Source organism: Dysgonomonas sp. UBA7710, assembly GCF_002482385.1.
Taxonomy (GTDB): domain Bacteria; phylum Bacteroidota; class Bacteroidia; order Bacteroidales; family Dysgonomonadaceae; genus Dysgonomonas.
Map to the genome: position 1 here is coordinate 19,744 of NZ_DLFW01000048.1, position 26,478 is coordinate 46,221.

Sequence of the window (26,478 nt, forward strand, 5' to 3'; positions counted from 1 at the left end):
AACTCCTACCCATAATCTACTAAGATTAATTAAATGGTAGGAACTATCAGCTATTTGATTAGCGGTTTATAACAGGGAAGTCCCATTCCCTTTAGAATAATGATACAAATGTAAATAAACTTTTTTACATTCTGCTAATCACTAGTAAAAGATATGTTTTAAGTTATTATCTATTTAATATTGCCTAATTCATTATTATTGTTTTTAGCTTATAGAATCTTCATTTTTTACTACTTTGTAACTGTAGTTTATTACGTTATGTAGAAAAAGAGAAATATAGAGATATTGCCTCTCCGGATCTCGGCATATATCTCGAAAAAGAAGAGTGGGAAGGTGAAAAGGTTATTGCTAATCATTTGAGAAATATAAGGTACTGTCGGTATGAAAATAGATAAAACTTGCATCGCAGGAAGAAAAAACGGAAGAAGGTATTAGAGAAAAATAACTATTTTCAAAAACAAATCCAAATTTAGATAAGCTACAAGTTTGTTATCAAAAAATATAAAATTTATATTTGATTACAAATAATGTTGATTTATGTGTCTTTATATATACAACATATAATCTAAATATTCAGAAAACACAAAAGTCTGATTCTGATTAACTAAAGTAATCATAGTAAGACTATAAATTTGATTGAGGATGTCTCAGGATTCATTTACACAAATAACCTCTGCTGAATTTGGAAAGTTATTTGAACAGTATAAGTCACAATTTGTGATAGTTGCTCGTTCATATGTCCGGGATGTTATGGTTGCAGAAGATTTGGTTATGGATTGCTTCATCTCTTTCTGGGAAAACAGAAACAAGACAGAAATAGTTCACAATATACCTTCATATATATTAATTTCGATAAAACGTCGCTGTCTAAATTGGCTGCGGGATCAAAGTATACATTTAAAGGCACAAGAAGATATTCATTCGACAGCATTACGCGTAATATCGTCACGTATAGCAACTATTGAGACAAACGATCCAAACGGCCTTTATGCAGATGAAATAGCCGCTATTATAAAACGGGAATTGGCAAATATGCCTAAACAAACACGCAGGGTATTTCTTGCTAATCGTTTTGATAATATGACCTATAAAGAGATCGGAGAAAAATTTGGATTGTCTTTTAATCAGGTCAATTTTGAAATCCGGAAAGCAACCCAAATTCTTAGATTATCATTGAGAGATTATCTTCCATTACTTATAATGTTGGGTATTAGACAGTTTTTTCTGTAAAATCTTTGTAAAATAAAAAAATCTCTTTTTAATTGCAAACAACCAACTATTAAGTGTCTTTATTATAGTATGGAAAAAGAATTACTCATAAAGTTTTTAAAGTGCGAAACAACACCGGAAGAAGAAAAGCTTTTGGTTGATTGGCTGGAAGCAGAACCCGAACATCGCAAAGAATTAGATTCGATGCAATTGATAATGGAGGGTATGGCCCTATGTGCTCCCGAGTTACAAGACATGACTTCAGACAAAACTTCACTTCGTGTTTCGCTATTTACAAAACTTACAAAAATATCTGTAGCCGCTTCAATAGTAATAATTATTGCAGCAGGTATCGGCTATAATTACATTTCAGATAAATTGGATAATCTGTCTAACCAAAAGACAATGGTAGAAGTTCCCGGAGGACAACGAATATGTATAAAATTAGGTGATGGCACCGAAGTTTGGCTTAATTCGGGTGCAAAGTTGGAATACCCATCTGTTTTTTCAGGAAATCAACGTCTTGTAAAATTATCCGGTGAAGCAATGTTCAACGTAAAACATGATGAAAAACATCCTTTTATAGTAGAAACTTATGCTTGTAATATTGAGGTACTTGGCACAAAATTTAATATTAATGCCAATGAATCATCAAACAGTTTTTCTGTAGCCCTAATGGCTGGTTCAATAAAATTGACGAACAAACTTAGCCCTGAGAGTTCCATTATAATGAAAGTTAATGAAGAAGTAACCCTTAAAGACGGATACTTACAACTGGAAAATATTAAGAATCATGATGAATACCTTTGGCCTGAAGGAATTATAAGCATCCATGATACAACATTTGAAGAGCTTATGGCCAAATTTGAACAAATCTTTAATGTTCAAATAGAAATACGAAGTAAAAAAATCCCGAGTATTAATTATAATCGTGGTAAAATTCGCGTTTCTGATGGGATCGATCATGCTTTAAAAATATTGCAATTGTCATCAGACTTTACTTATAAAAGAGATCCGGAGACGGGAGTAATAACAATTCTATAATGATTTTATCAACAAAACCTTAATATGCCTATGGAATAACAAAAAGAATAACCTAACCTCAATCTGCCATTTACATAATAAAAACCTGCCAATGCTGTAACATCGACAGGTCGTGAATCGCAGTTAATTAACTTTAAAGTTCTAACTACTAATGATTCTTATTTCACAAAGTTATGGATAAAAAAAGTATTCAGCAAAAAAAATGGTTCTTTACCACTATGTTAGCCATTTGTTTTTTTCTGATCAACCAACAATCTATTCTTGCACAAAATACCCAGGTGACTATAAATATGCGGAATGTCCCGATGGAAAGTGTAATGAATGAAATCGAAAAACAAACCAAATACCTCTTTATATCAGATAAAGAAGTAGATATCAAGCAAAATGTAAGTGTTAACACGCAAAATAAGCCACTCAGTGAAGCGCTGGAGCAAATGGTAAAAGGAACAGACATTACTTATAAAATAAGTAACTCTAATATTCTTTTATCTAAGCAAGTTGTCCCTGCTGATAAAGTTGAAACGCTATCAGGGATTGTATATGACGAGCACGGAGAACCTGTTATCGGAGCCTCTGTTGCAATAGACGGCACTACAAACGGGACCTTGACAGACATAGATGGTGCTTTCTCTTTACGGGCTTCTATTTCCGGAAACACATCCCTGCGAGTTTCTTATGTAGGTTATGAATCTGTTATAGTACCGGTTGGTAATAAAATACAGTTCAACATTACACTTCAGGGAAAGGATAATATTTTAGATGCTGTAGTTGTCACAGCCTTGGGCATCAAGCGTTCGGAGAAAGCGTTGAGTTACAATGTAACACAGATAGATGCCGAGTCCGCGTTGACTGTGAAAAGCGCCAACTTTATCAACTCTCTGAGTGGTAAAGTTGCCGGTTTGAACATTAATGCATCCTCTTCCGGTATCGGAGGTGCCAGTAAGGTCGTCATGCGAGGTTCTCGTGGAATTGAGCAGTCGAGTAACGCTCTTTACGTAATAGATGGTATCCCTATGTACAATCTTAGTGCGGCGGGAGGAAGCGAGGAATTCCAATCGCAAGGATCCAGTGAAGCCATCGCCGATATCAATCCTGAGGACATTGAATCCATATCCGTTTTGTCGGGTGCAGCTGCCGCAGCTCTTTATGGTAGCAACGCCTCAAATGGAGCTATCCTTATTACAACAAAAAAAGGGCATATAGGACGTACTACAGTTACCGTATCAAGCAATACTGAGATGCTGAATCCTTTTGTCATGCATAAATTTCAGGATAGGTACGGAACATCCGGCACGGAAGCCAGTTGGGGCTCTCGTCTAAACGCCGGCAACTACTACGGATACAACCCGAAAGATGATTATTTCCAAACAGGTCTTATTGGTACGGAAACGGTTACCCTGTCTACAGGTTCTCAACAGAATCAGACTTACCTGTCGGCTGCTGCTGTAAATTCACGGGGAATAGTGCCTAATAATAAATACGATCGTTACAATTTTACCTTCCGTAATACGACATCTTTCTTAAATGATAAAATGAAACTTGATATGGGTATGCAGTATATCATACAGAAAGATGATAATATGGTGAACCAGGGCGTATATGCCAATCCGGTTGCATCTGCTTATTTGTTTCCGCGGGGAAACGACTGGGAAGAATATAAAATGTTCGAACGTTTCGATCCTGCCCGTAATTTATATACCCAGTATTGGCCACAGGGTGGCGGTTCATTTCGTTTGCAAAACCCATACTGGATAAATTATCGCAACTTGCGTGAGAATGAAAAAGACCGTTACATGCTCAGTGCTGCACTGTCTTATGATATTCTGAGTTGGTTGAATGTTTCCGGACGGGTTCGCGTGGATAACTCTACAAATACATATAAACAGAAATATTATGCCAGTACCGAGCCTGTTATCGCCGAAGGTTCACAAAACGGTTACTATGGTGTAACCAATACGGGAGACAAACAAACATATGCAGATATCCTTATGAATGTCAACAAGCATCTTGGCGAAGATTGGTCATTGACAGCGAATGTCGGTGCTTCTTACTCCGATAATCGTTCAGATGCTCTCTCTGTTTCGGGGCCTATACCTGCAGATGGACTTGCGAATTATTTCACTATCGCCCAGTTGGATAAAGCGACAACTAAACGATCGGAAAACGGTTACCGTGAACAAACTCAATCTGTTTTTGCTTCCGCTGAAGTGGGTTACGAGAGTACATATTACCTGACGTTCACCGGACGTAACGATTGGCCTTCACAGCTTGCAGGTCCCCGCTCTGCACAGAAATCGTTCTTCTACCCATCCGTAGGTGGCTCGATTATTTTATCTGAACTTTTGACTTTACCTCAAAATATATCCTATCTGAAACTACGCAGTTCATGGGCATCGGTAGGTCTTCCATTTGCACGTTTTCTGGCTTATCCTACTTTCTCATGGGATGATTCAAAAGGGAGCTTTACTTCACAATCAGCCTATCCGTTGTATAACCTGAAACCGGAACGGACTAATTCCTGGGAGATAGGTCTTACTTCCCACTTCTTTAAAAATTTTAATCTGGATGTGTCATATTATAATACAAAAACCTATAACCAAACGATGAATGCTAATTTATCTCCTACAGGTGGTTATAGTACATTTTATGCGCAAACAGGTGATGTAAGCAATCATGGTATAGAACTTTCTTTGGGTTACAAAAACACCTGGAATAAATTTACCTGGAGTTCTAATTATACTTTTAGTGCCAATAAGAACAAGATTAACAACCTGATAGATGGATATATACACCCGTTGACCGGAGAAACAATCACAAAAGAAGAAATGAATGTAGGCGGTTTATCTAAAGCGCGCTTCATTTTAAAGAAAGGTGGTTCGTTAGGAGATTTATATTCCATGGCCGACTTGCAACGTGATTCGAACAACAATATTTATGTAGATGCAAGCGGTGCTGTAAAGGTGAATGATCTGGCAGAAGGTATCTATCTGGGCTCTGTCTTTCCTAAATCAAATATGGCATGGCGCAATGACTTCTCGTTGGGCAATTTCGGATTAGGCTTCCTTGTTTCAGCGCGTTTTGGCGGCGTCGTTTATTCAGCGACACAAGCAGTTCTCGACTCTTACGGCGTATCTGAAGCAACAGGAAATGCCCGTGACAATGGGGGTGTAGTTATCAATGGTAATGATGTGCTGGATGCACAACAATGGTACTCATTAATTGGAGCTGATAGTGGTATTCCTTTGTTCTACACCTATAGCGCTACGAATATACGTTTACAGGAAGCTTCTTTCAGCTATACGATCCCTCGTGCAAAGATTAATAATATTGCAGACATCACACTTTCATTGGTAGGTCGCAACCTGTTTATGTTCTATTGCAAGGCTCCGTTCGATCCTGAGGCTGTTGCCACCACAGGCAATTACTATCAGGGTATTGACTATTTTATGATGCCAAGTTTGCGCAGCATAGGACTCAATGTAAAACTTAAATTCTAAAACTCAGACAGTATGGAATTACATAAAACCATAGCAAAGTTTATCATGATCGGCGCAATCCTTTTTGGTATAGCCGCTTGCACATCGAATTTCGAAGATTATAATAAGAATCCTTACGAACCGGATGTAGATGATATGATGGCAGACGGGTACTTAGTCAGAGCTCTTGTATTGAATATGCAGGATGTGATGATGCCCGAAAATGAGAATTTCTCTCAATATGTTGACTGTCTGATGCCGGGTGGATTTTCCGGATATATAGCCGATTCTAACCTGGGCACCGGCTGGTCCGGACGTTTTGCGACTTACAACCCATCGGAAAACTGGTCGAGGGTTCCTTTTGGCGATTTCTATGAGAAGTTCTATCCTGATTATTTCCAATTGGTAAACCAGAGCGAAGATGAACTTTTTCTTTCACTGGCCGAATTGTATCGCATTGCTGTGATGCTTCGTGTAACCGATACATATGGCCCGATACCTTACACAAAAGTGGGTGTCGACAATGCTATTAAGTCTCCTTACGATTCGCAAAAAGACATATATACGAAAATGTTCGATGATCTGGATAATATCATTGCAGTACTCACCAGATTGTCTACCCAACAGTTCAATGCAGGAGCAGACCGCATCTTTGGAGGTAATATCGCTTCCTGGGCAAAGTTTGCGAATTCCCTGAAACTTCGTATGGCTATGCGTATAGTATATGCTGATGCAACCTTGGCGAAAACAAAAGCGGAAGAAGCCGTCAACTCTGAATTGGGTGTAATGACAGCATCTACAGATGGCGCTTTTCGCAAAGTAGCCGATCATAATCCGTGGGAACGCTTCATGCCTAACTGGTCTGATGCCCGTATTTCCGCCGACTTGGTTTGCTATATGAATGGATTTAATGATCCTCGTCGTCAGGTATATTATAACAAGTCAACCTTTGGCACTACCTCGAATGGAGGTTACACCGATGCGGAAGATTATGTAGGTTTGCGTCGCGGAATCAGGCAGGGAGAATTTAATTCATGGTCTCATGGCTATTCTTGCATGAATGTTACCACTGAAGATGATATCCTCGTTTTTCCGGCTTCCGAAGCCACTTTTTTACGTGCTGAGGGTGCCCTTCGCGGATGGAATATGGGAGGTACTGCCCAGGCTCTTTACGAGGAAGGTATCCGTATATCGTTCGCTGAACGGAATGTTACAGGGGCGGATGCTTATATTGCAAATGCTACGGGAAAAGTGACAGCCTACAGAGACCCACTAGCCAGAAAATCCGGACAAATCTATGATTATTCCGGCTCTATTGTGTCCAATGTGACTGTTGCATGGGATGAGGCTTTCGATTTTGAGATAAAACTGGAGAAAATAATTACCCAAAAGTGGATAGCTATATTCCCTAATTGCATGGAAGCCTGGTCGGAATATCGCCGTACCGGATATCCTAAGTTAATGCCGATGGCAGTCAACTTGAGCGGAGGAATCGTTAATGATGCTGAAGGGATAGCCCGTCTGGCTTATCCTACGAATGAGTACCGCGAAAACAGGGAAAACGTAGAAGCTGCAGTTAGCTTATTGACAAGGGAATCGAGCAATAAAAAAGGTGATTCCATGGCTACCCGTGTATGGTGGGATTGCAAACCTGGTAAATAATCCGTTTTAACTAAGAATAATTATGAAAAAATATAAGAAAAATAATATTTCTCTAATGCTTTTTTCCATGCTGGCAGCCATACTGATGGTATCCTGCAATGATTGGACAGAGGTGGAAACAATCGATCTCAACAAGGCGAATGTAGCAGAAGAGAACCCGGAACTTTATGCCCGATATCTGGAAAACCTGCGAGAGTATAAAGAATCAGATCACGTTCTGGTATATGCCTGGGTTGATAACAGTGAAAAGAAACCTTACACCAGGGCGCATCACATAACAGATCTTCCCGACAGTGTAGACATAATTGGACTGATACATCCGGATAAACTCGCCAACTGGGAGTTGGAAGATATAAGCAAAGTGCGCAGTGAGAAGGGAACGAAGGTTATCTACACGATAGACTTTGAGACAATCAAAGCCGCATATAACGCCAAACTTGAATTAGCCACCGAAGAAGAACCGATTGCATTGGAATTTCTTGACTTTCTGACTGATTCTTTGGAGTACTCACTCAGCTTGGTGAACAAATACAACTACGATGGTATTTGTATCGGTTATGCCGGAAAATCACGGCTTCATATGCGTCCTGATGAATTGAAACAATATATCGAAAACGAAACCGCTTTCATCAATATTATGAGAGACTGGAAAAGACGTAATCCGGGGAAAATAACAATATACGAAGGAAAGCCTCAAAATCTGATAGATTCTTCATTACTAGATGATTGTCTGTCTATCCTTGTTTCAGGAAAAACAGCAACAGCAAAGGATGAATTGACTTATACTTTATTACTAGCGAACATAGATAATATTGCAAAAGATCGTTTCGGAATGGTGGTAATGGCTATTGATCTGAATGATCCGAACAAAAGTATCGGATATTTTGCCGACGGAACAGTGACGATGGAAGGACTCGCCGACTGGGCGCCGGTTCCGCATGGTGGAATAAAAGTAAAAGCCGTGGGTGTTTACAATGCATCTACCGATTACCATACCACTGTAAAGGATTATTACTACCTGAGAAAAATTATTTCGAGTGTTAATCCATCCGTAAAATAAAAGAAGAAATGATTATGAAAAACAGAATCAATAATTTAGTACTTTCATTTTTTGTAGCATTCTTGGCTTGCGGTGCATTCACTTCTTGCGGAGATGATACGGAAAATTATGATAATAAAGCTTTCACCACTTCGGAGAAAGTTGGCTCTATACTGCTGATGGGAACTAATGAAACAGAGAGCAGAACCATTCAGACTTCTATTGCCAAGCCCGAAGGATCTGATATTGTAGTGACTTATAAAGTGGACGAGTCTTTAGTAAGCCAATATAATATGACATATGAAGATAATGCCATTATCCTTCCCGGTGAATATTATGAGTTTACAGAGGCGGTATCTACCATTGCAGCCGGTACAGTGAAAGGTAGTGATGTGGAAATAAGTTTCAAAAACCTTTCCGGCTTAGACCGTGATTTAGTTTATGTATTACCAATAACCGTGGCCCAATCAAATATTGAATTCCTGAAAAGCGCCCGTAATACTTACTTCGTAATTAAAGGTGCTGCCCTGATTAATACAGTAGCCGATATTACAGAAAATTACCTTTCGCTACAGAATCCGGGGACTTCTTCCTTGAAAGATATGAAAGAGGTATCTATAGAAGTATTGTTATATGTAAACAAGTTTGGGAAACTTATTAGTACAGTAATGGGTATCGAAGGAAGCTTCCTTTTCCGTATTGGCGATGCAGGAGTCCCTGACAATCAGCTCCAGTTAGCTACTTCCAGTGGAAATATCACAGATGCAGCCTGGCAGTTACCGACCAACGTATGGGTACATTTCGCTGCTACTTACAACTCGGCTGATGGTGCTGTGAATGTTTATATCAATGGTGTCAAAAAAGGCGATACTAAAACAACAAATTATCGAAATAGCGTGAACTGGGCTACATCAAGCTTCTATGTCGGAAAATCGTATGACGACAATCGTTATATGGAAGGAACTATATCCGAGTGCCGGGTGTGGAACCGTGTACTTACTGCAGATGAAATTCAAGGGAAAGATCATTTTTATGTAGTAGCGCCTGACAGTCCGGGCTTAGCAGCATATTGGAAGTTCAACGAAGGAAGCGGACAGATAATAGCTGATCATACAGGGCATGAGAATACCATAGTTGCAAACAAGACAATTACATGGATGCCGGTTTCGTTGCCTAAATAACAGTCTTATAACTTTTAAGAAAAGAATTTATGAAATATTTAAAATCTAAATATTGGATTGCAGCCTTTATGCTGGCAGGCAGTTTGCTTACAGCCTGCTCCGAAGATATTACAGTAGGAATTCTCGATGAAAACAGATATTCTACAGGGGACGGTTCTGTAATGGGCTACATTAGCGACAACAACGGAAAGCGAATGTTCTCGAATGTAGAATTCCGCGATGCAGGTGATATGTACCTGCAACTGAAGACGACAGCAAAACTTGCCTCGGAAGCTACAGTAGCTGTAAGCTATGACGAAACTATACTTACCGAATATAATAATACCTACGGTACTACTTACGAAGTTTTTCCTCAGGCAAAAGTTATATTGGCTGATGGTGGAACTATCAGCCTGAATAAAGGTTCGGAGCAATCAGCTGCCATGAAAATATCATATACTTCAGATGGTAGTCTTTCTCCTGAAAAAAGCTATGTTATTCCTTTGCGTATGAAAGTAACTTCGGGCGATTTTAAATTAGCGGAAGCTGACCAAACCCGCATGATATTCATAAAAGACCTGACCGGAATTCCTGACTGTACCAAATACGTAGATGGTGCTCCGGGTGTTAAAGTATTCAGTTGTATGGAGGTTAATGATACCAATCCGCTAAACAATCTTAGCTTTACATTAGCCAGTAACGGTAAACCGTTAGTAGATGCTTTGATTATTTTTTCCGCGAATATCAACTATAACGAAGAAACCGGACGGGTATATATTTTCAACAACGAAAATGTAAAAGCCATTCTTGATAACCGTGAGAAATACCTGAAGCCATTACAAGATAGAGGTATAAAGATTATATTAGGGCTTTTAGGGAACCATGACCGGTCGGGAATAGCAAATATGAGTAAAGAAACAGCTCAGGAATTTGCCAAGGAAGTAAAAGCAATGTGTGATGCTTACCAACTGGACGGAATATTTGTAGATGATGAATATTCAAACTATGAATACAGTAATATAACTCCCGGATTTGTATATCCCGGTAAGGAGCCGGCAGCACGCCTCTGCTATGAAGTAAAGAAAATTCAACCGGAACGATGGGTGGTTGCTTATGCTTATAGCACAACATACGGCCTGCCTGTTATTGATGGTATGAATTCCGGCGAGTTTGTTGATTATGCATTACATGATTATGGTGGTTCTTCAGATTTAACCTCTTATTTCCCAGGAATGCCTAAAGCTAATATGGGCCTGTATTCACAAGAGTTTTCACAAGGACGTATAGCAAGTGAAAGTAACTTGAAAAGAATGCGCGACAACGGATATTTGTCACATATGATCTTTGCTATGGACCCTAACCGATCTAATTTTGCTCTTCAATATTTGGCTATGCAAAGAATGGCAAGAGCATTCTACGACGATGAACTGGTATTTGATGGTATTAAGTATCCGAAAGACTGGAGATAGGAAAGCGTACTAATCATTTAAATGTGAAATGAATTATGAAAACCATAAATAAAATAATACAGATGTTGGTCGTAGTCATGTTGTTGCCCATTGGGTTTACTGGATGCAACGATGACGACAATGAAACTATAAATCCCGGAGGCGAAACCGAAGTTCCGGCATTTACACTTGGACAGGAATCTATTAGGGTAAAAGTAGGCGTTGAGAATAAAATAACTGTGGATGTAAAAGAAGGGGGAGGAGAATATGATGCATTTATTTTGGATGCAAATATAGCCAAAGCTGAAATTGTAGATGGAGTGGTGAAAGTAGAAGGAGTTGCGAATGGGCAGACCTCATTGATCGTTTCTGATAAGTATAGCCGCTATCGTAAAGTGCCGGTTAGTGTGTACACCACCGATAAGCTCCAGTTAAGTCATGAAACATTTGACTTGGTAACCGTATTAGGTAATTCTAAGACTCTGACTGCGAATGTAGTGTTAGGTAACGGCGGATATGAAGTTACATCAAACAATCCTGCCGTGACAGTTAGCGTGAATGAAGAAGGGGTTATCAGCATGACTGCTGTTTCTAAGAAAATAGAATTTACAGCTATAGTTACGGTAACGGACTGTACCGGGCTATCGGAAGATATTGCGGTTACAGTAACGGCATCTATGAATCCTTTTACGGATGCAGAGTTAGAAACTATTATGCTTGACAATACCCGGCGTTATTTTTATAATGGTTCCAAAACGGATGCCTCGTATTATACATATCTGAATGAAGTAACTAGCCAAGGTAAACAAAGGTATGGCTGGGACTACTATTCCTATTATTGGTATAAATTGGAATTTAAGGGAGGTAAAGATGTAGGAACCAAAGAAGATGCTGTGTTTGACTATTACTATTATAGTGCTGGTTCTATTGTTACTCCTGTCACAATGAGAATCATTAAAAACGATGGAACCAACATCTGGGGAATATTCTCATATATAAATGACGAGCAAGAGAAATTATATACAGGATACTTCTGTGCACCTATATAAAGTGCAATCTAAAGTATTATAAACAATTAACAGCCGCACAGGCGAAGGCGGATAACCTTTGTCCGTGCGGCTTTCTTTAGAAAATAAAATGATCGAATCCTTGAAATATCTTTGTGGTTTTTCAGTTTTGTGCCTTAACCAATCTGAATAGCAAACAGAATAATTTGCTACAAAAGTTATTTTGTATTGTATATCTGGAGTTCGGCAGATCTATTTTAAAACTCATTTGAAAAACATGAAATATATTATATCTAAGGTTAAATCTCCTTTGTTTTGGGTTCCTACGGTTTATTTTGGCATGGGCTTACCGTTTGTCATGGTACAGCTTGTGTCGGTAATTATGTTTTCCGAAATGGGAATATCTGATGCCACAGTCGCTTTTTGGACATCGCTCATTATACTTCCGTGGAGTTTGAAACCTGTATGGAGTCCTTTTCTGGAAATGTTCAAAACAAAGAAATACTTTGTAGTCGGTACCCAGATGATTACCGGGCTTTGTTTTGCCCTGGTAGCGCTGAGTCTTCCTTTGCCCGATTTCTTTACCTATACCATTGCATTGATGGGAGTGATTGCATTTAGCGGGGCCACGCACGATATAGCTACCGATGGGGTGTATATGACAGAACTGGATACAAAGACCCAGGCTAAATATATCGGATGGCAGGGTGCTTTCTTCAATATAGCAAAGGTTGTAGCTAACGGAGGATTGGTATTTCTTGCCGGAACACTGAAAAATACAATGGGGGTTGTCAATGCGTGGATGCTTATAATGGGAGTAGTTGCTGCCATAATGATTCTTTTGAGCTTGTGGCATAGCCGTGTGCTTCCGTCCGGAGGAATTTCTGCAACTAAAATTAATTCTGCCAGAGAGGGATGGAATTCTTTTAAGAATGTATTTGTAACATTCTTCCAGAAGAAAAACATTGCTTATTATATTATATTTATCATATTATACAGGCTGTCCGAAGGGCTGGCGATCAAGATATTACCACTCTTTCTGAAAGCCCCTGTAGAAAATGGAGGTCTTGGTCTTGCAGTAAGCCAGATAGGGCTTATAAACGGTACATTCGGAACCGTGGCATTTATCCTGGGCTCGATACTTGCAGGGTATTACATTTCCCATAAAGGACTACAAAAAACATTATTCATACTTTGTTGTGCAATTAACCTGCCATTCCTTATCTATTTGTTGCTGGCCATATTCCAACCGTCAAATACATTTCTCATAGGCTCGGCCGTTATATGTGAATACTTTGGTTATGGATTTGGTTTTGTTGGCCTCACTCTGTTTATGATGCAACAGGTAGCACCGGGAGCGCACAAAATGGCGCATTATGCTTTTGCATCGGGAGTAATGAACCTTGGGTACATGTGTGCCGGAATGGTCAGCGGTGTATTAAGTGATTGGCTGGGATACAAGCAATTCTTTGTGGTTGTTGCCGTTGCAATGATACCGGCTTTGGTGGTTTCCCGCATAATTCCGTTTAAATATCCCGATAGAAAGGAAAATGAGGGCGAAATATTAACAGAAGAAATTAAATAAATCTAGCTATAAAATAATAATGCAATTATGGCAAGCAAATTAAAAATAGAAGGTCAGTCTTTATCGGGTATGCCTTGGGAAGAACGTCCGGCAGGATGTAAAGATGTAATGTGGCGTTATTCTGCCAACCCGATTATTGGCCGTGATGCCCTTAGTACATCGAACAGTATTTTCAATAGCGCCGTTGTGCCTTTCGGCAATGGTTATGCCGGAGTATTCCGTTGTGATGATACTAATCGCCGGATGAGGCTTCATGCCGGGTTCAGTAAAGACGGAATCAACTGGGATATTAAGGAAGAGGATATAATATTTACTGGTGCCGATACCGAGATTGGGGAATGGGTTTATGGCTACGATCCTCGCGTTGTTTGGATCGAAGATCGTTATTATGTGACATGGTGTAACGGCTATCACGGGCCTACTATCGGTTGTGCATGGACGAAAGATTTCAAAACATTCCACCAACTGGAGAATGCTTTTATACCATTTAACCGCAACGGAGTAATGTTTCCGCGCAAGATAAACGGGCGTTTTGCCATGCTTAGTCGTCCGAGCGATAACGGACATACAGCTTTCGGCGATATATTCTACAGCGAATCTCCCGACATGGAATTCTGGGGACGTCACAGGCATGTTATGTCACCCGCCGCATTCGAACACAGCGCATGGCAATGTATGAAAATAGGGGCAGGCCCTATTCCTATCGAAACATCAGAGGGCTGGCTGATGATATATCATGGTGTATTGCGTTCATGTAACGGTTATGTTTATAGCTTCGGTTCAGCATTACTGGATAAGGATGAGCCGTGGAAAGTAATCGCCCGCAGCGGCGCATACCTTATCGCTCCACGGGAATTGTACGAGTTGACAGGAGATGTGCCTAATGTTACATTCCCTTGTGCAGCATTGCACGACCCCGAAACCCGGCGCATTGCTGTATATTACGGATGTGCCGATACTGTTACCGGATTGGCATTCGGCTATATAGACGAAATAATAGAATTTACGAAACAAACAAATATTCTATAATATTGTAATGAAAAGACGTGTCACTCTGATAATAGTATTCACCATTGCTGCATCTTCCTTATACCCACAGAAAAAACAGCCTGTCGATTGGGTTGATCCTTTCATAGGGACAACGAATTTCGGTACTACCAATCCCGGGGCGGTTGTGCCTAATGGAATGATGTCGGTTGTGCCTTTCAATGTAATGGGAAGTAAAGACAATACATTCGATAAAGACGCACGCTGGTGGTCGACTCCATATGAATATAACAATGTTTTTTTTACCGGTTACTCACATGTAAATCTGAGCGGGGTAGGTTGTCCGGACTTGGGGTCATTATTGATAATGCCAACAATGGGGGAGTTGGACGTGGATTATCATCATTATGGTAGCCGCTATATCCGGGAGAAAGCTACTCCGGGATATTATTCCAACAGGTTGACGAAATATGATATTCTAACAGAAGTTACATCTACAACCCGTGCCGGCGTACACCGTTATACATTTCCAAAAGGACGGGCGAATATATTGTTCAATCTGGGTCAGGGGCTGACCAATGAATCAGGAGCTTTTGTCCGTTTCAATGGGAGTAATGAAGTAGAAGGAATGAAAATGTTGGGTACATTCTGCTATAATTCGCGAGCTGTTTTTCCTGTCTATTTTGTGATGCGTATTGCAAAAAATCCTTCTCAAAGCGGACTATGGAAGAAACAACGTCTGATGGAAGGAGTTAAAGCCCAATGGGACCCCGATCATGGAAAGTACAAAATATATGAGGGATACCAGAAAGATATTGCAGGAGATGATGTCGGTGCATGGTTTAGTTTCGATTTACCGGAAGAAGAACAAATAGAAGTACAAATAGGTGTTTCATTTGTCAGTATAGAGAATGCCCGGCTTAATCTTGATAAGGAGACTAAAGATAAAAATTTTGATACCATATATGCCGAAGCCAAAGAGAAATGGAATAATGATTTGTCACGTATTCTGATTGAAGGCGGGACAGATGAACAAAAGACAGTTTTCTACACAGCCCTTTATCATACGTTGATACATCCGAATGTATTAAACGATGTGAATGGAGAATATCCCGCTATGGAGGGAAATAAGATTTTGAAGACTGATAATATCCGTTATACGGTTTTCTCTCTTTGGGATACCTACCGTAACTTGCACCAACTGATGACTCTTGTCTGGCCTGACCGCCAGATGGACATGGTACGGTCTATGATAGATATGTACAAAGAATGGGGTTGGATGCCTAAATGGGAACTATACGGACGTGAGACCTGGACGATGGAAGGGGACCCTTCAATTCCTGTTATCACAGACACATGGCTGAAAGGATTACGTGATTTTGAAATTGAAACGGCTTATAAAGCCTTTTATAAATCGGCAACTATGGCAGGTATATCTTATTCAACCGATACAATACGAAAAGGAGGGGCATTACCTGACTCTTACTATGCATCCTCAAAAGGTGATTTTAATCGTATGCGGCCTGATAATAGTGATTATATGCGGTTGGGATATGTACCTCTAAGAAGTGAGTTTGATAATTCGGTTTCTCATGCTCTGGAATATTATATAGCTGATTATTCGCTGTCCCGTTTGGCAGAAGCTTTGGGCAAAAAGGAAGATGCTACCCTTTTCAAACAACGTTCTTTAGGCTACAAGAACTATTACTCATCCGAATACGGAACTTTCCGCCCTAAGCTTGTGGATGGGACTTTCTTATCTCCTTTTAATCCGAATCAGGGTATGAATTTTGAAGAGAATCCGGGCTTTCATGAAGGAAGCGCATGGAATTATACTTTTTATGTACCGCATGATGTGGAAGGGCTTGCAAAACTTATGGGTGGAAAAAAGAAGTTTATAGATAAGCTTGAAATGGTTTTTGATAAAGATTATTATGATCCTGCTAATGAGCCGGACATCGCATACCCTTATCTTTTCAGTTATTTTAAAGGAGAGGAGTGGCGTACACAGCGTCATGTGCGTCGCCTGTTAGATAAACACTATACCATTAAGCCTGACGGAATTCCGGGAAATGACGATGCCGGTACCATGTCTGCGTGGGCGGTGTTTAATATGATGGGTTTTTACCCGGACTGTCCAGGAGAGCCTTCTTATACACTGACGAGTCCTGTGTTTGACCGGATAACAATAAAGCTTGACGAACGCTACTGGAAGCAGAAAGAACTGGTTATAGAATCGAATCGCAATAATGAGTCAGGTATATATATAAAGAATATAACTGTAGGAGGGAAGCCATTTAGAAGTTACCGTATATCTCATCAGGAACTCATAAATGCAGGGAGAATTACTCTTAATCTGAAGCAAGAAAAATAAATATAAAAAAATCAGATCAGAAAATGAAAGGAAATCATATTCAAATAAAGAAGCTTGGAGTATTAGGCTATGTATTGTTTGGTTTGGCTGTGCTTGCCTCTTCCTGTAAAAATATGGATCAACATGTTGAAGAAAATGATTTTGCAAAATATGTTGATCAACGTATTGGCACCGGTGGGCACGGCCATGTTTTTATGGGGGCGAATGTCCCTTTCGGATTGGTACAACTAGGACCGACAAGTATCCCCCAAACATGGGACTGGACATCCGGTTATCACATATCCGATACAACGGTTATCGGATTCAGCCATTTGCATCTGAGTGGTACCGGTATAGGAGACCTGAGTGATATTGTACTGATGCCTGCAACAGGTACTGTAAACCATAGCCGTGGCACACAAGATAGTTATGATACGGGGATGTGGTCTTACTTCAGTCATGCTAATGAACATTTTGCTCCCGGTTATTACGCCACATTCCTCGACCGTTACAATGTAAATGTAGAACTGACAGCAACTCAAAGAGTGGGATTCCACAAATATACTTTTGAAGAGGAAACCAACGATGCCCGTATTGTCATAGATGTGGAAAACGGTACCTGCTGGGATAGCCCGGTAGAAGGAACCCTGACCGTATTAAACAATAGCACCGTTGCCGGATACCGGTATTCGAAAGGTTGGGCCAACGATCAGCGAATATACTTTGTTGTGGAATTTTCCCGTCCTTTTAATAAATTCCAACTCTATGATAAAAATATACCGAAAGAAGATAAGTCATTTACATCGAAGCAAGTATATGGGGAAGCTTTTTATGGAAATATAGGTATAGAACCGCTTTATATTAAAGTGGCTTTATCTCCTGTAAGTATCGAAAATGCAATGCTGAATATGAAGGCTGAACTTCCTGCATGGGATTTCGATCAAGTAAAACAAAATGCTTACAATGCCTGGAATGAGGAATTGTCGAAAATAAAAATAAAAACCGGAGACGAGAATGTAAAGAAGATATTTTATACCGGACTTTACCATACAATGATTGCTCCGTCAGTTTTTAATGATGTGAACGGAGATTACCGGGGAGCTGATGGACAATCTCATTCGGATGACGGATTTACTAATTATACTACCTTTTCATTGTGGGATACTTATCGTGCTGCACATCCGTTGATGACAATAATCCATCCCGAGAAAGTTCCTGATATGGTAAATACGATGCTGCATATATATAAACAACAGGGCAAGCTCCCGGTTTGGCATCTGATGGGGTGCGAAACGAACTGTATGGTTGGCAATCCAGCTATTCCGGTTGTCGCAGATGCCATACTGAAGGGTTTTACCGGTTTTGATTATGATCTGGCATATGACGCAATGAAAATATCAGCCACACTGGATGAACGGGGACTGGACTTATACAAAAAGTATGGTTATATCCCGTTTGATAAATACAATGAATCGGTAGCGACATGTCTCGAATATGCATTGGCAGACTGGGCTTTGGCTCAGGTGGCACAAAAAAATGATAAGAAAATGGATTACCAATACTTCAATAACAGAAGCAAAGCATATAGGTATTATTTTGATACACAAAGTCATTTTTTAAGAGGACTTTCTTCTGATGGAAAATGGCGTACTCCATTCAATCCTATCCATTCTACCCATAGGGAAGATGACTATACCGAAGGTAACGCATGGCAGTATACATGGCTGGTGCCTCACGACATAGAGGGACTTACCGGACTATTCGGCTCTCGTGAGAATTTTCATCAGAAACTTGATTCTTTGTTTATCATCGAGGGTGATATGGGAGAAGAAGCTTCCCCGGATATCAGTGGACTTATAGGACAATATGCCCATGGTAACGAGCCCAGCCATCATGTACTTTACCTATATACAATGACGGGACAACCATGGAAAACAGCCGGTTTGGTAAGACAGGTACTTGCGGAACTTTACCATAATCAACCGGATGGATTATCTGGGAATGAGGATGTAGGTCAAATGTCGGCTTGGTATATCTTATCGGCTCTCGGATTTTATCAGGTTGAACCTGCCGGCGGTCGTTATTATTTCGGGTCGCCAATAGTTGATGAGGCTATATTGAATGTCGGAAAGGATAGATTGTTTACCATTGTCGCCCATAATAATTCAACAGAAAATAAATATATTCAATCTTTGAAACTTAATGGGAAGTCATATAGGTTGCCATATATTAATTTCTCCGACATATCGAATGGAGGAAAACTGGAATTTGAAATGGGCACAAAGCCTGCTGTATGGTTTGAATAATAGGAAAGTTAACTATAAATAAACAGACAAGATGAGCCTAAAACTATTTATATCATTTTTATTGTTTTCAACATTAGGAGCTCTTTCATTAAAGGCTCAAATTACGCCTGATTATGTTTCTCAACGGAAACCATTGGAAAAGCGGCTTTTCACATCGCAGGTGATAGAGGATGAAATAACCCTGATAACAAACTTATTAACTAATCCTAAGTTGAGATGGATGTTTGAGAACTGTTTTCCAAATACATTGGAAACTACAGTCCATTTCCGGATGACAGACGGTATACCCGACACCTTTGTGTATACAGGGGACATTCATGCTATGTGGCTACGTGATTCAGGAGCTCAGGTATGGCCTTATGTACAATTTGCCAACCGTGATCCAAAGCTTAAACAGATGCTTGCCGGGGTTATCAACCGCCAGTTTATTTGCCTTACTATAGATCCATATGCTAATGCTTTCAATGATGGCCCGGTGAAAGACAGCCGTTGGGCAAGCGATGTAACTAACGAACCGGCAAACCCTCTTGTTTACGAACGCAAATGGGAGATAGACTCACACTGTTATCCTATCCGCTTAGCCTATGAATACTGGAAAACCACAGGAGATACTGTCGTTTTCGGTGAGACTTGGATAAGGGCGATCGAAAATGTATTGAAAACGATGAAAGAACAGCAGCGCAAAGAAAATCCGGGAGAATATTTCTTTTTACGAATGACCGATAGACAACTCGATACTAAGAACAACCGCGGTTGGGGAAACCCTGTAAGACCTGTCGGACTGATTGCTTCATCTTTTCGTCCGTCAGACGATGCCACATCTTATGAGTTTCTTATCCCATCCAATTTTATGGCGGTAACAACATTGCGTAAAGCGGCCGATATACTCCTGTCTGTTAACAAGAACAGCAATTTGGCGGAAGAATGTATAGCCCTGGCTGACGAGATTGAAACCGCACTAAAAAAATATGCCATATATGAACATCCGAAATATGGGCCGATATATGCGTATGAAGTTGATGGTTTTGGAAATTATTGCCTTATGGATGATCCGAATGTTCCAAGCCTGCTGGCAATGTCCTATCTTGGCGATGTAGATATCAATGATCCTGTTTATCAGAATACCCGCCGTTTTATATGGAGTGATGACAATCCATATTTTTTCAAAGGAAGAGCTGGAGAAGGAATCGGCAGTCCACATATAGGACGATATGATATGATATGGCCTATGAGCATTATGATGAAAGCCTTCACTTCCCAGGATGATGTCGAAATTAAGATGTGTATGGAATCTCTTCTGAATACAGATGCCGGAAAAGGATTTATACACGAATCATTTCACAAAGATGATCCTAATGAATTTACCCGCGAATGGTTCGCCTGGCAGAATACGCTTTTCGGAGAACTTGTTATAAAAATTATTAACGATGGGAAACTTGATATTCTAAACTCAATAGATTAATTATTTAGAGAAAATATTTTTGTACTTTTATGTCAATAATCAAGAAGAACCAATGAAGAAATATATTTATAGTTTTATCGCTTTTCTGGCTTTTAGCTGTTCATCCGTTTTTGCCCAGACCAATACAGATTCAATTAGATATATAGATCCAAGCCCATGGGATTTCAATATTTACGAAACTACTTCATTAATAAAGCTCATTGCTAACCCAGAGAAATACGATGGCAAAATGCTTCAGGTAATAGGGTATCTGCATTTAGAATTCGAGGGCAACGCTTTATATTTACACCAAGAAGATTTCAAAAACAATATTTATAATAATTCTTTTTGGGTAGACTTTTCAGAGAAGTTGACACAGGGTAAGAATATTATGGATTACAATGATCATTATGTATATATCATCGGTACATTCAAGATGAACGATAGAGGTCATTTGGATTTATTCGGAGGTACTATAGAAGATATTGTTCGGTTAGAATTTGTTGGTACTCGTTAATACTATTTATTTAATAATCTTTACTAATTCTGCATCTTTCAATAGGTACATCAGATGATTTGGGTCATCCCGATTTATAACCAGTATACCTTTAATTTCTATATACTTATCCGTTTTAACCCGTCTTAGCTCCTTATATCCTTTTTTGACAAATATTTCCATAACCGTTTCTATACCGCCTGTCCCACAAAAAAAACACATGGAGGACGGAGACTTTGACAAAGCAAACATTTTTCCTTCCATATCGATCGGAACATAAAAACCTTTGATCGATATCTCTTTTTTATTCAAAGCTTCAATACCTGATCCAAAATGAGGGATATCGTAATATCCATCTAATGCTTTTACATAGCTACGCTTCCAATATACGTCATTCAAAGCCTGCCAGGCTATTGGTTTCTGGGCTTTTAACAAACAAAACCAGAAAATAAAAATGACAAAGAGAATTACTTTTTTCATTGGCCTAATATTTTTGAGATGTTGGCATTCATTGCTTTAAGTGCCGGTATAAATGCTGCTATGAGGCCTATAACCAACGAAACGGATAATAGAGATAAGTCAGTTAAAGTTACCCACTCCAGCAGGCTATAATTAAAATTATTGTCAGTATAAGAAGATAAGGAGAACATTGCTAAACGACTGATTACGAATCCGATTATATAACCGAGAATAACAAAGCTTACTCCTTCTAAAACGATACAGCCAAACAATCTAAAGCGACTTCCTCCCATGACACGTATCAGTGCCAGCTCATATTCCCGATCTTTCAGGGAGTTCAGCAGTGAAATGAAAATACTCAGAGCGGAAATAAATATAATAAATCCGCTTATATATGTTAAAGCTTCAATGCCTATACCAAGCAATGAGTACAGACGGTTTATTTCCTGTACAGGCGATGCAGCCTGCATATTGGTCGATTTATTAATAAGGCGTGGCAAAGTTATGGTTCCCATCGGATTCTGGTATTGAATGAGCAAAGATGTTATTTCTTTTGGATTATCCGCTTGTTCATCATGTTCGTGAGTATGCCCCCCTTCTTTATTGTGCTCATGGTCACAATTGTGATGATCTCCAGACTTACTATGGTCATGATGGTGTTCATGTATTTTCCATACGCTCTCAACATTGGTTAAGATCAACTGGTCAAGGACTGTTCCTGTTTCTTTAAAGATGCCGGTTACCGTATAAGGAGTACTTTCATGTACATGGTCCGATTCAGCAGATAGACCGTGGACTCCTGCAAATTGACGACCTATTGCTAATCCTGTCTTTGAAGCGACTTTTGAGCCGATTGTAACGTCAAAGTCTTTTTGCCATAAGCTTCCTGTTTTTAATTGTCCTTTGTAAATATCAGGGTATGCCTTATTGGTACCGACAATACGAAACCCTTTGAAATTATCGCCAAGAGCAAGTGGAATTGCCTGTTTTATTAAAGGATTCTTGCTTAATTCTATTGCCTCATTGTAATCTATATTTCCCGTTGGGTAGTCAACATGATAAATGCCTGACAATATTAGCTGTAGGGGACTCCCCTTGGCACCCACAACAAGATCTATCCCTCCGGCATTTTTATATATCTGGTTTTCAAAAGATTCTTTTAAGAGAAAAACCAAAGAGATTATAGTGATTCCTGTTGCAAAAAGAATAATATTTAAAACCGAGGATAACGGGCGACTCTTTATTTGCTTATAATTGAATTGTATAATATTCATTGTCTTTAATGATTATAAATGGATGATCTGGGAAAAATCAGAAATAAGCCGGCTGTCATGAGTTACTATTATTAAACTGGTCCCAAGCTCTTCTGCCTTATTCTGAAGAAGTCCGACAGCTTCTTTGCAATTTTTATCATCAAGACTTGATGTAGGTTCGTCGGCAAGTATAAGAGATGGTTTATTGATTACTGCTCTGGCGATGGATAATCGCTGTAGTTCTCCTTGGCTCATTTCGTTTGTTTTACTTTTCCGGCAGCGGCTGATATTCAAAGAATGGAACAGATTGTCCAGATAAGTCTTCTCTACTGGCAGGTTATTAAGGGATGCTGCCATCATTAAATTTTCTTCGGCTGTTAATGATTTTATAAAATGGGGAACTTGGAAAACTATTCCAATTTCCCGTCCTCTATATCTGTCTAGTTCTTTACTTCTTAACCTAGTGATATCCGTCCCTTTTACATAAATATTTCCGCTTTTGGGGCTTATTAAACCTGCTATCAGGTGTAATAATGTTGTCTTCCCGCAACCCGACGGGCCTGCAACAAGTAAATGGCTTCCTTTTTTACACGAAATATTTGGAAATTTGAACGTATATTCTTGATTATAAGAATACTGTATATTATCTGTAGCTAAACTCTTATCCATAACCAATAATATTTTCAACAAAAGTAATTAATTTTTTAATTCGCAACATTGTTGCAAATGAATTTTTATTACATTTGCAACAATGTTATTTCAAGATTGATTTAAAAACATACTGAGATGGATTCAGTCAAAGATATATTACACCGGAATAACTTAAAAGGGACATCAGCCCGGATTGCAATTTTGAATACGATTATAAGTAGTGAGGCCCCTTTGAGTGAATCTGATATAAAAAAAAGAATACATGAAGTTGACAGGGTAACATTCTATCGCTCAATAAAAAGTCTGTTGGATACAAAAATTATTCAAGGAATGATTACTCAGGGCAAAATAATCAAATACACTTTTTGTCCGGAGAATCAAAAACAATGAAACAGCAGTTCAATTTTATTGTACCGAGTGCCAAAGAATAGCTGATGTGGAAATAAAAACTCAGTTTCCGGTCGTTCCGCAAGGATATAAAGAAAAGACGCGTAGCATAACTATAACGGGAATTTGTAAAGCATGTAATAATTCATCTGAAGAAGAAATAGACGGTGTTGTTATTTAATTCTATGGCGGCATACGGATCTTTGATCCGACCCGGAGGTAATATCTGCGTAGTTGCCTGTATTAATGCGCTGATTTGGACAAAATTTAAATCGATGGAGCAATCATAAATCCAAAAATAGAACTAAACTGATTATCTAATTAAATTAAATAATAATGGGCAAGATCCCTGTGACAATAATAACCGGATTTTTAGGAGCCGGGAAAACTACTTTAATAAACAACCTGATAAAAGAATATCCGGAGAAAAAGTTCGCAATTATCGAAAATGAATTTGGAGAGATCGGTCTGGACGGAAGTTTTATTATCGGAGCTGATGAGAATATATTCGAACTCTCCAACGGCTGTATCTGCTGTTCTTTAAATAATGATTTTTATGAACTTATAAACAAGTTGTTGACAGGGAATTATGATTTCAACCACTTATTGATAGAAACAACGGGAATCGCCGACCCCATATCCATCGTAAATGCTTTTCTGTCTGATTATGAGATCATAGAACGTTTTGCTATTGATTCTGTGATTTGTCTGGTAGATGCAGTTAATATTGAGGACCTGATAAATTCGGAACCCGAAGTGCGTAAACAACTAGCTATAGCTGATATCATTTTGTTGAATAAAGTAGATCTGGTAAGAACAGGATATTCCGATGAATTAAAAGATAGGATGCAGGAATTCAATCAACTGGCTAGAATATATCCAACTTCAAAAGCGGATATCTCTCAGGTTGAAATTCTGGATACTTGTCAGTATTTGGGCAGAAAAATCGAACAATCCGTCTCTTCTTTTAAGAATCTTACCTTTCTGGGTAATAATAATGTGAAGCATGATATAAAATCGGTTGGAATCTCCATTCCCGGAGACTTGGACTTTGAACGTTTCCGCTTTTGGTTCGAGACTATCCTCTTCTTTGCCAAATACAGGCCGTACCGGGTAAAAGGTATTCTCAGTTTTAAAGATGTGCCTGAGAAATGCATTTTACATGCAATAAAGGATAATTATGTATTTGATAAAGGCGATTTGTGGCAGTCTAATGAAGAACGTTATTGCAAACTCGTATTCATTGGCCGCAATCTCGATAATCTGGAAATAGAAGAAAACATATACAAATTAAGAGCAGAATAAAATAATAAAACAATGAACAAAATACCTGTAACAGTCTTAAGTGGCTTTTTGGGGGCCGGAAAGACAACCATATTAAACCATATTCTCAATAACCGTGAGAATATGAAGGTCGCTGTCATAGTCAATGATATGAGCGAAGTCAATATTGATGCTCAATTAGTGGAAAGAGGCTCTACTCTTTCCCGCACAGAGGAAAAGCTGGTACAGCTTAGCAATGGTTGTATATGCTGTACGCTGCGGGACGATTTGGTAAAAGAGGTAACCCGTTTGGTCGAAAATGGCAAATTCGATTATTTATTGATCGAAGGAACAGGGATAGCAGAGCCTATGCCTATCGCACAGTCATTCAGCTATGCCTTTGAAGATTTGGGCGTTGACCTGACGAAAATTTCACGTCTGGATACAATGGTAACCGTTGTCGATGGATTCAATTTTTATAACGATTTCGGATCGTCCGAAACATTAACAGACAGAGACCCTGACAATACGATCAGTGAACGCTCCATTGTAGATCTTTTAGTAGAACAGATCGAATTTGCGAATGTCATCATATTGAATAAGGTAGACCTGATATCTGTACATCAACAGGAAGAAATGAAGAGCATTATCCGTAAATTAAACCCCGGTGCGAAGATTATTTTAGCCGATCATGGCAAGATTGATCCTAAAGAGATTCTCAATACACATCTATTCGATTTTGTAGAAGCTGCCCAAAGTTCGGGATGGCAGAACGAATTGCAGAACAAACATATTCCCGAAACAGATGAATACGGTATCGGTTCATTTGTTCTCAGAGAGCACCGTCCTTTACACCCTCGAAGATTCAGGGAATATCTTAGCAAACATTGGGATGCAGGCATTGTCCGCAGCAAAGGATTTTTCTGGCTGGCAAGCCGCAAAGACGAAGCATTGTTGCTTAGTCAGGCCGGAGGATCTATTGTCGTGGAACGGATTGGTTCCTGGTGGGCATCTTTCCCTATAAAAGAAAGAAATCAGCATCCTTCATTTCAGGCAAATGAAGAATATATATTGAGCCGGTGGGATAAGAAATGGGGAGACCGTATGAATGAAATTGTATTTATCGGACAAAATATGGATGAAAAGAAGATAAGAGCGGAAATGGAATCTTGTCTTTGCACAGACATTGAATACAATGCTTATCAGAATCAACTACTGACGGATAACAACTGGGATTTTTTATAAAAAAGCG

Annotated in this window: 19 protein-coding genes and 1 riboswitch; of the genes, 16 read left to right on the forward strand and 3 right to left on the reverse strand. The window is 39.3% G+C overall.

Annotated elements, in window-relative coordinates; genetic code table 11:
• Positions 1 to 30: 30 nt before the first annotated feature.
• Positions 31 to 99: riboswitch (Fluoride riboswitch) on the reverse strand.
• A gap of 543 nt (positions 100 to 642) precedes the next feature.
• The 14 genes from B3317_RS17145 to B3317_RS17210 all read left to right on the forward strand — a co-directional run bounded on the left by B3317_RS17145 (position 643) and on the right by B3317_RS17210 (position 21,234).
• On the forward strand, positions 643 to 1,230 hold the full coding sequence (locus tag B3317_RS17145) for an RNA polymerase sigma-70 factor (protein ID WP_291114024.1): 588 nt from the start codon (positions 643 to 645) through the stop codon (positions 1,228 to 1,230).
• Between the two features lie 69 nt (positions 1,231 to 1,299).
• Entirely contained in the window at positions 1,300 to 2,253 is a 954-nt protein-coding gene (locus B3317_RS17150) for a FecR family protein (RefSeq protein ID WP_291114027.1), read from the forward strand.
• A gap of 173 nt (positions 2,254 to 2,426) precedes the next feature.
• Positions 2,427 to 5,750, forward strand: a complete 3,324-nt coding sequence (locus tag B3317_RS17155) for a SusC/RagA family TonB-linked outer membrane protein (RefSeq protein WP_291114030.1) — start codon at positions 2,427 to 2,429, stop codon at positions 5,748 to 5,750.
• A gap of 12 nt (positions 5,751 to 5,762) precedes the next feature.
• Positions 5,763 to 7,391, forward strand: coding sequence for a SusD/RagB family nutrient-binding outer membrane lipoprotein (locus tag B3317_RS17160; protein WP_291114033.1), 1,629 nt, complete (start codon positions 5,763 to 5,765; stop codon positions 7,389 to 7,391).
• A gap of 22 nt (positions 7,392 to 7,413) precedes the next feature.
• The gene (locus B3317_RS17165) at positions 7,414 to 8,451 is read left to right on the forward strand and encodes a glycoside hydrolase family 18 (protein ID WP_291114035.1); all 1,038 of its coding nucleotides are present in this window, start codon (positions 7,414 to 7,416) and stop codon (positions 8,449 to 8,451) included.
• A 14-nt stretch (positions 8,452 to 8,465) separates the two neighbouring features.
• Positions 8,466 to 9,611 (forward strand): DUF1735 and LamG domain-containing protein, encoded by a 1,146-nt coding sequence (locus B3317_RS17170; protein ID WP_291114038.1) that lies wholly within the window; start codon positions 8,466 to 8,468, stop codon positions 9,609 to 9,611.
• Positions 9,612 to 9,640: 29 nt separating this feature from the next.
• Positions 9,641 to 11,059 (forward strand): BT_3987 domain-containing protein, encoded by a 1,419-nt coding sequence (locus tag B3317_RS17175; RefSeq protein WP_291114040.1) that lies wholly within the window; start codon positions 9,641 to 9,643, stop codon positions 11,057 to 11,059.
• Positions 11,060 to 11,094: 35 nt separating this feature from the next.
• Positions 11,095 to 12,087: a hypothetical protein gene (locus B3317_RS17180; RefSeq protein ID WP_291114043.1), complete on the forward strand. Its 993-nt coding sequence runs from the start codon at positions 11,095 to 11,097 to the stop codon at positions 12,085 to 12,087.
• A gap of 235 nt (positions 12,088 to 12,322) precedes the next feature.
• The gene (locus B3317_RS17185; RefSeq protein ID WP_291114046.1) at positions 12,323 to 13,630 is read left to right on the forward strand and encodes an MFS transporter; all 1,308 of its coding nucleotides are present in this window, start codon (positions 12,323 to 12,325) and stop codon (positions 13,628 to 13,630) included.
• A gap of 27 nt (positions 13,631 to 13,657) precedes the next feature.
• Positions 13,658 to 14,659 carry a glycoside hydrolase family 130 protein gene (locus B3317_RS17190; protein WP_291114048.1) on the forward strand — a complete coding sequence of 334 codons (1,002 nt, stop codon included), beginning with the start codon at positions 13,658 to 13,660 and terminating at the stop codon, positions 14,657 to 14,659.
• 7 nt (positions 14,660 to 14,666) lie between these two features.
• Positions 14,667 to 16,991, forward strand: a complete 2,325-nt coding sequence (locus tag B3317_RS17195; protein WP_291114051.1) for a GH92 family glycosyl hydrolase — start codon at positions 14,667 to 14,669, stop codon at positions 16,989 to 16,991.
• Between the two features lie 23 nt (positions 16,992 to 17,014).
• Positions 17,015 to 19,276, forward strand: a complete 2,262-nt coding sequence (locus B3317_RS17200) for a GH92 family glycosyl hydrolase (RefSeq protein WP_291114053.1) — start codon at positions 17,015 to 17,017, stop codon at positions 19,274 to 19,276.
• A gap of 31 nt (positions 19,277 to 19,307) precedes the next feature.
• On the forward strand, positions 19,308 to 20,738 hold the full coding sequence (locus B3317_RS17205) for a glycoside hydrolase family 125 protein (RefSeq protein ID WP_291114056.1): 1,431 nt from the start codon (positions 19,308 to 19,310) through the stop codon (positions 20,736 to 20,738).
• A 52-nt stretch (positions 20,739 to 20,790) separates the two neighbouring features.
• Positions 20,791 to 21,234 (forward strand): hypothetical protein, encoded by a 444-nt coding sequence (locus B3317_RS17210; protein WP_291114059.1) that lies wholly within the window; start codon positions 20,791 to 20,793, stop codon positions 21,232 to 21,234.
• Between the two features lie 6 nt (positions 21,235 to 21,240).
• Here the strand turns inward: B3317_RS17210 and B3317_RS17215 are convergent, their stop codons facing one another.
• The 3 genes from B3317_RS17215 to B3317_RS17225 are packed head-to-tail and all read right to left on the reverse strand — an operon-like array spanning position 21,241 to position 23,594.
• Positions 21,241 to 21,693 carry a hypothetical protein gene (locus tag B3317_RS17215; protein ID WP_291114062.1) on the reverse strand — a complete coding sequence of 151 codons (453 nt, stop codon included), beginning with the start codon at positions 21,691 to 21,693 and terminating at the stop codon, positions 21,241 to 21,243.
• Positions 21,690 to 22,946: an ABC transporter permease gene (locus B3317_RS17220; protein ID WP_291114065.1), complete on the reverse strand. Its 1,257-nt coding sequence runs from the start codon at positions 22,944 to 22,946 to the stop codon at positions 21,690 to 21,692. Before B3317_RS17220 ends, B3317_RS17215 begins: the two co-directional genes overlap by 4 nt.
• Positions 22,947 to 22,958: 12 nt before the next feature.
• On the reverse strand, positions 22,959 to 23,594 hold the full coding sequence (locus B3317_RS17225) for an ABC transporter ATP-binding protein (RefSeq protein WP_291114068.1): 636 nt from the start codon (positions 23,592 to 23,594) through the stop codon (positions 22,959 to 22,961).
• A gap of 705 nt (positions 23,595 to 24,299) precedes the next feature.
• Here B3317_RS17225 and B3317_RS17230 point away from each other — a divergent pair.
• Entirely contained in the window at positions 24,300 to 25,268 is a 969-nt protein-coding gene (locus B3317_RS17230) for a CobW family GTP-binding protein (RefSeq protein WP_291114072.1), read from the forward strand.
• A gap of 12 nt (positions 25,269 to 25,280) precedes the next feature.
• Positions 25,281 to 26,471 carry a GTP-binding protein gene (locus tag B3317_RS17235; RefSeq protein WP_291114075.1) on the forward strand — a complete coding sequence of 397 codons (1,191 nt, stop codon included), beginning with the start codon at positions 25,281 to 25,283 and terminating at the stop codon, positions 26,469 to 26,471.
• Positions 26,472 to 26,478: the final 7 nt, after the last annotated feature.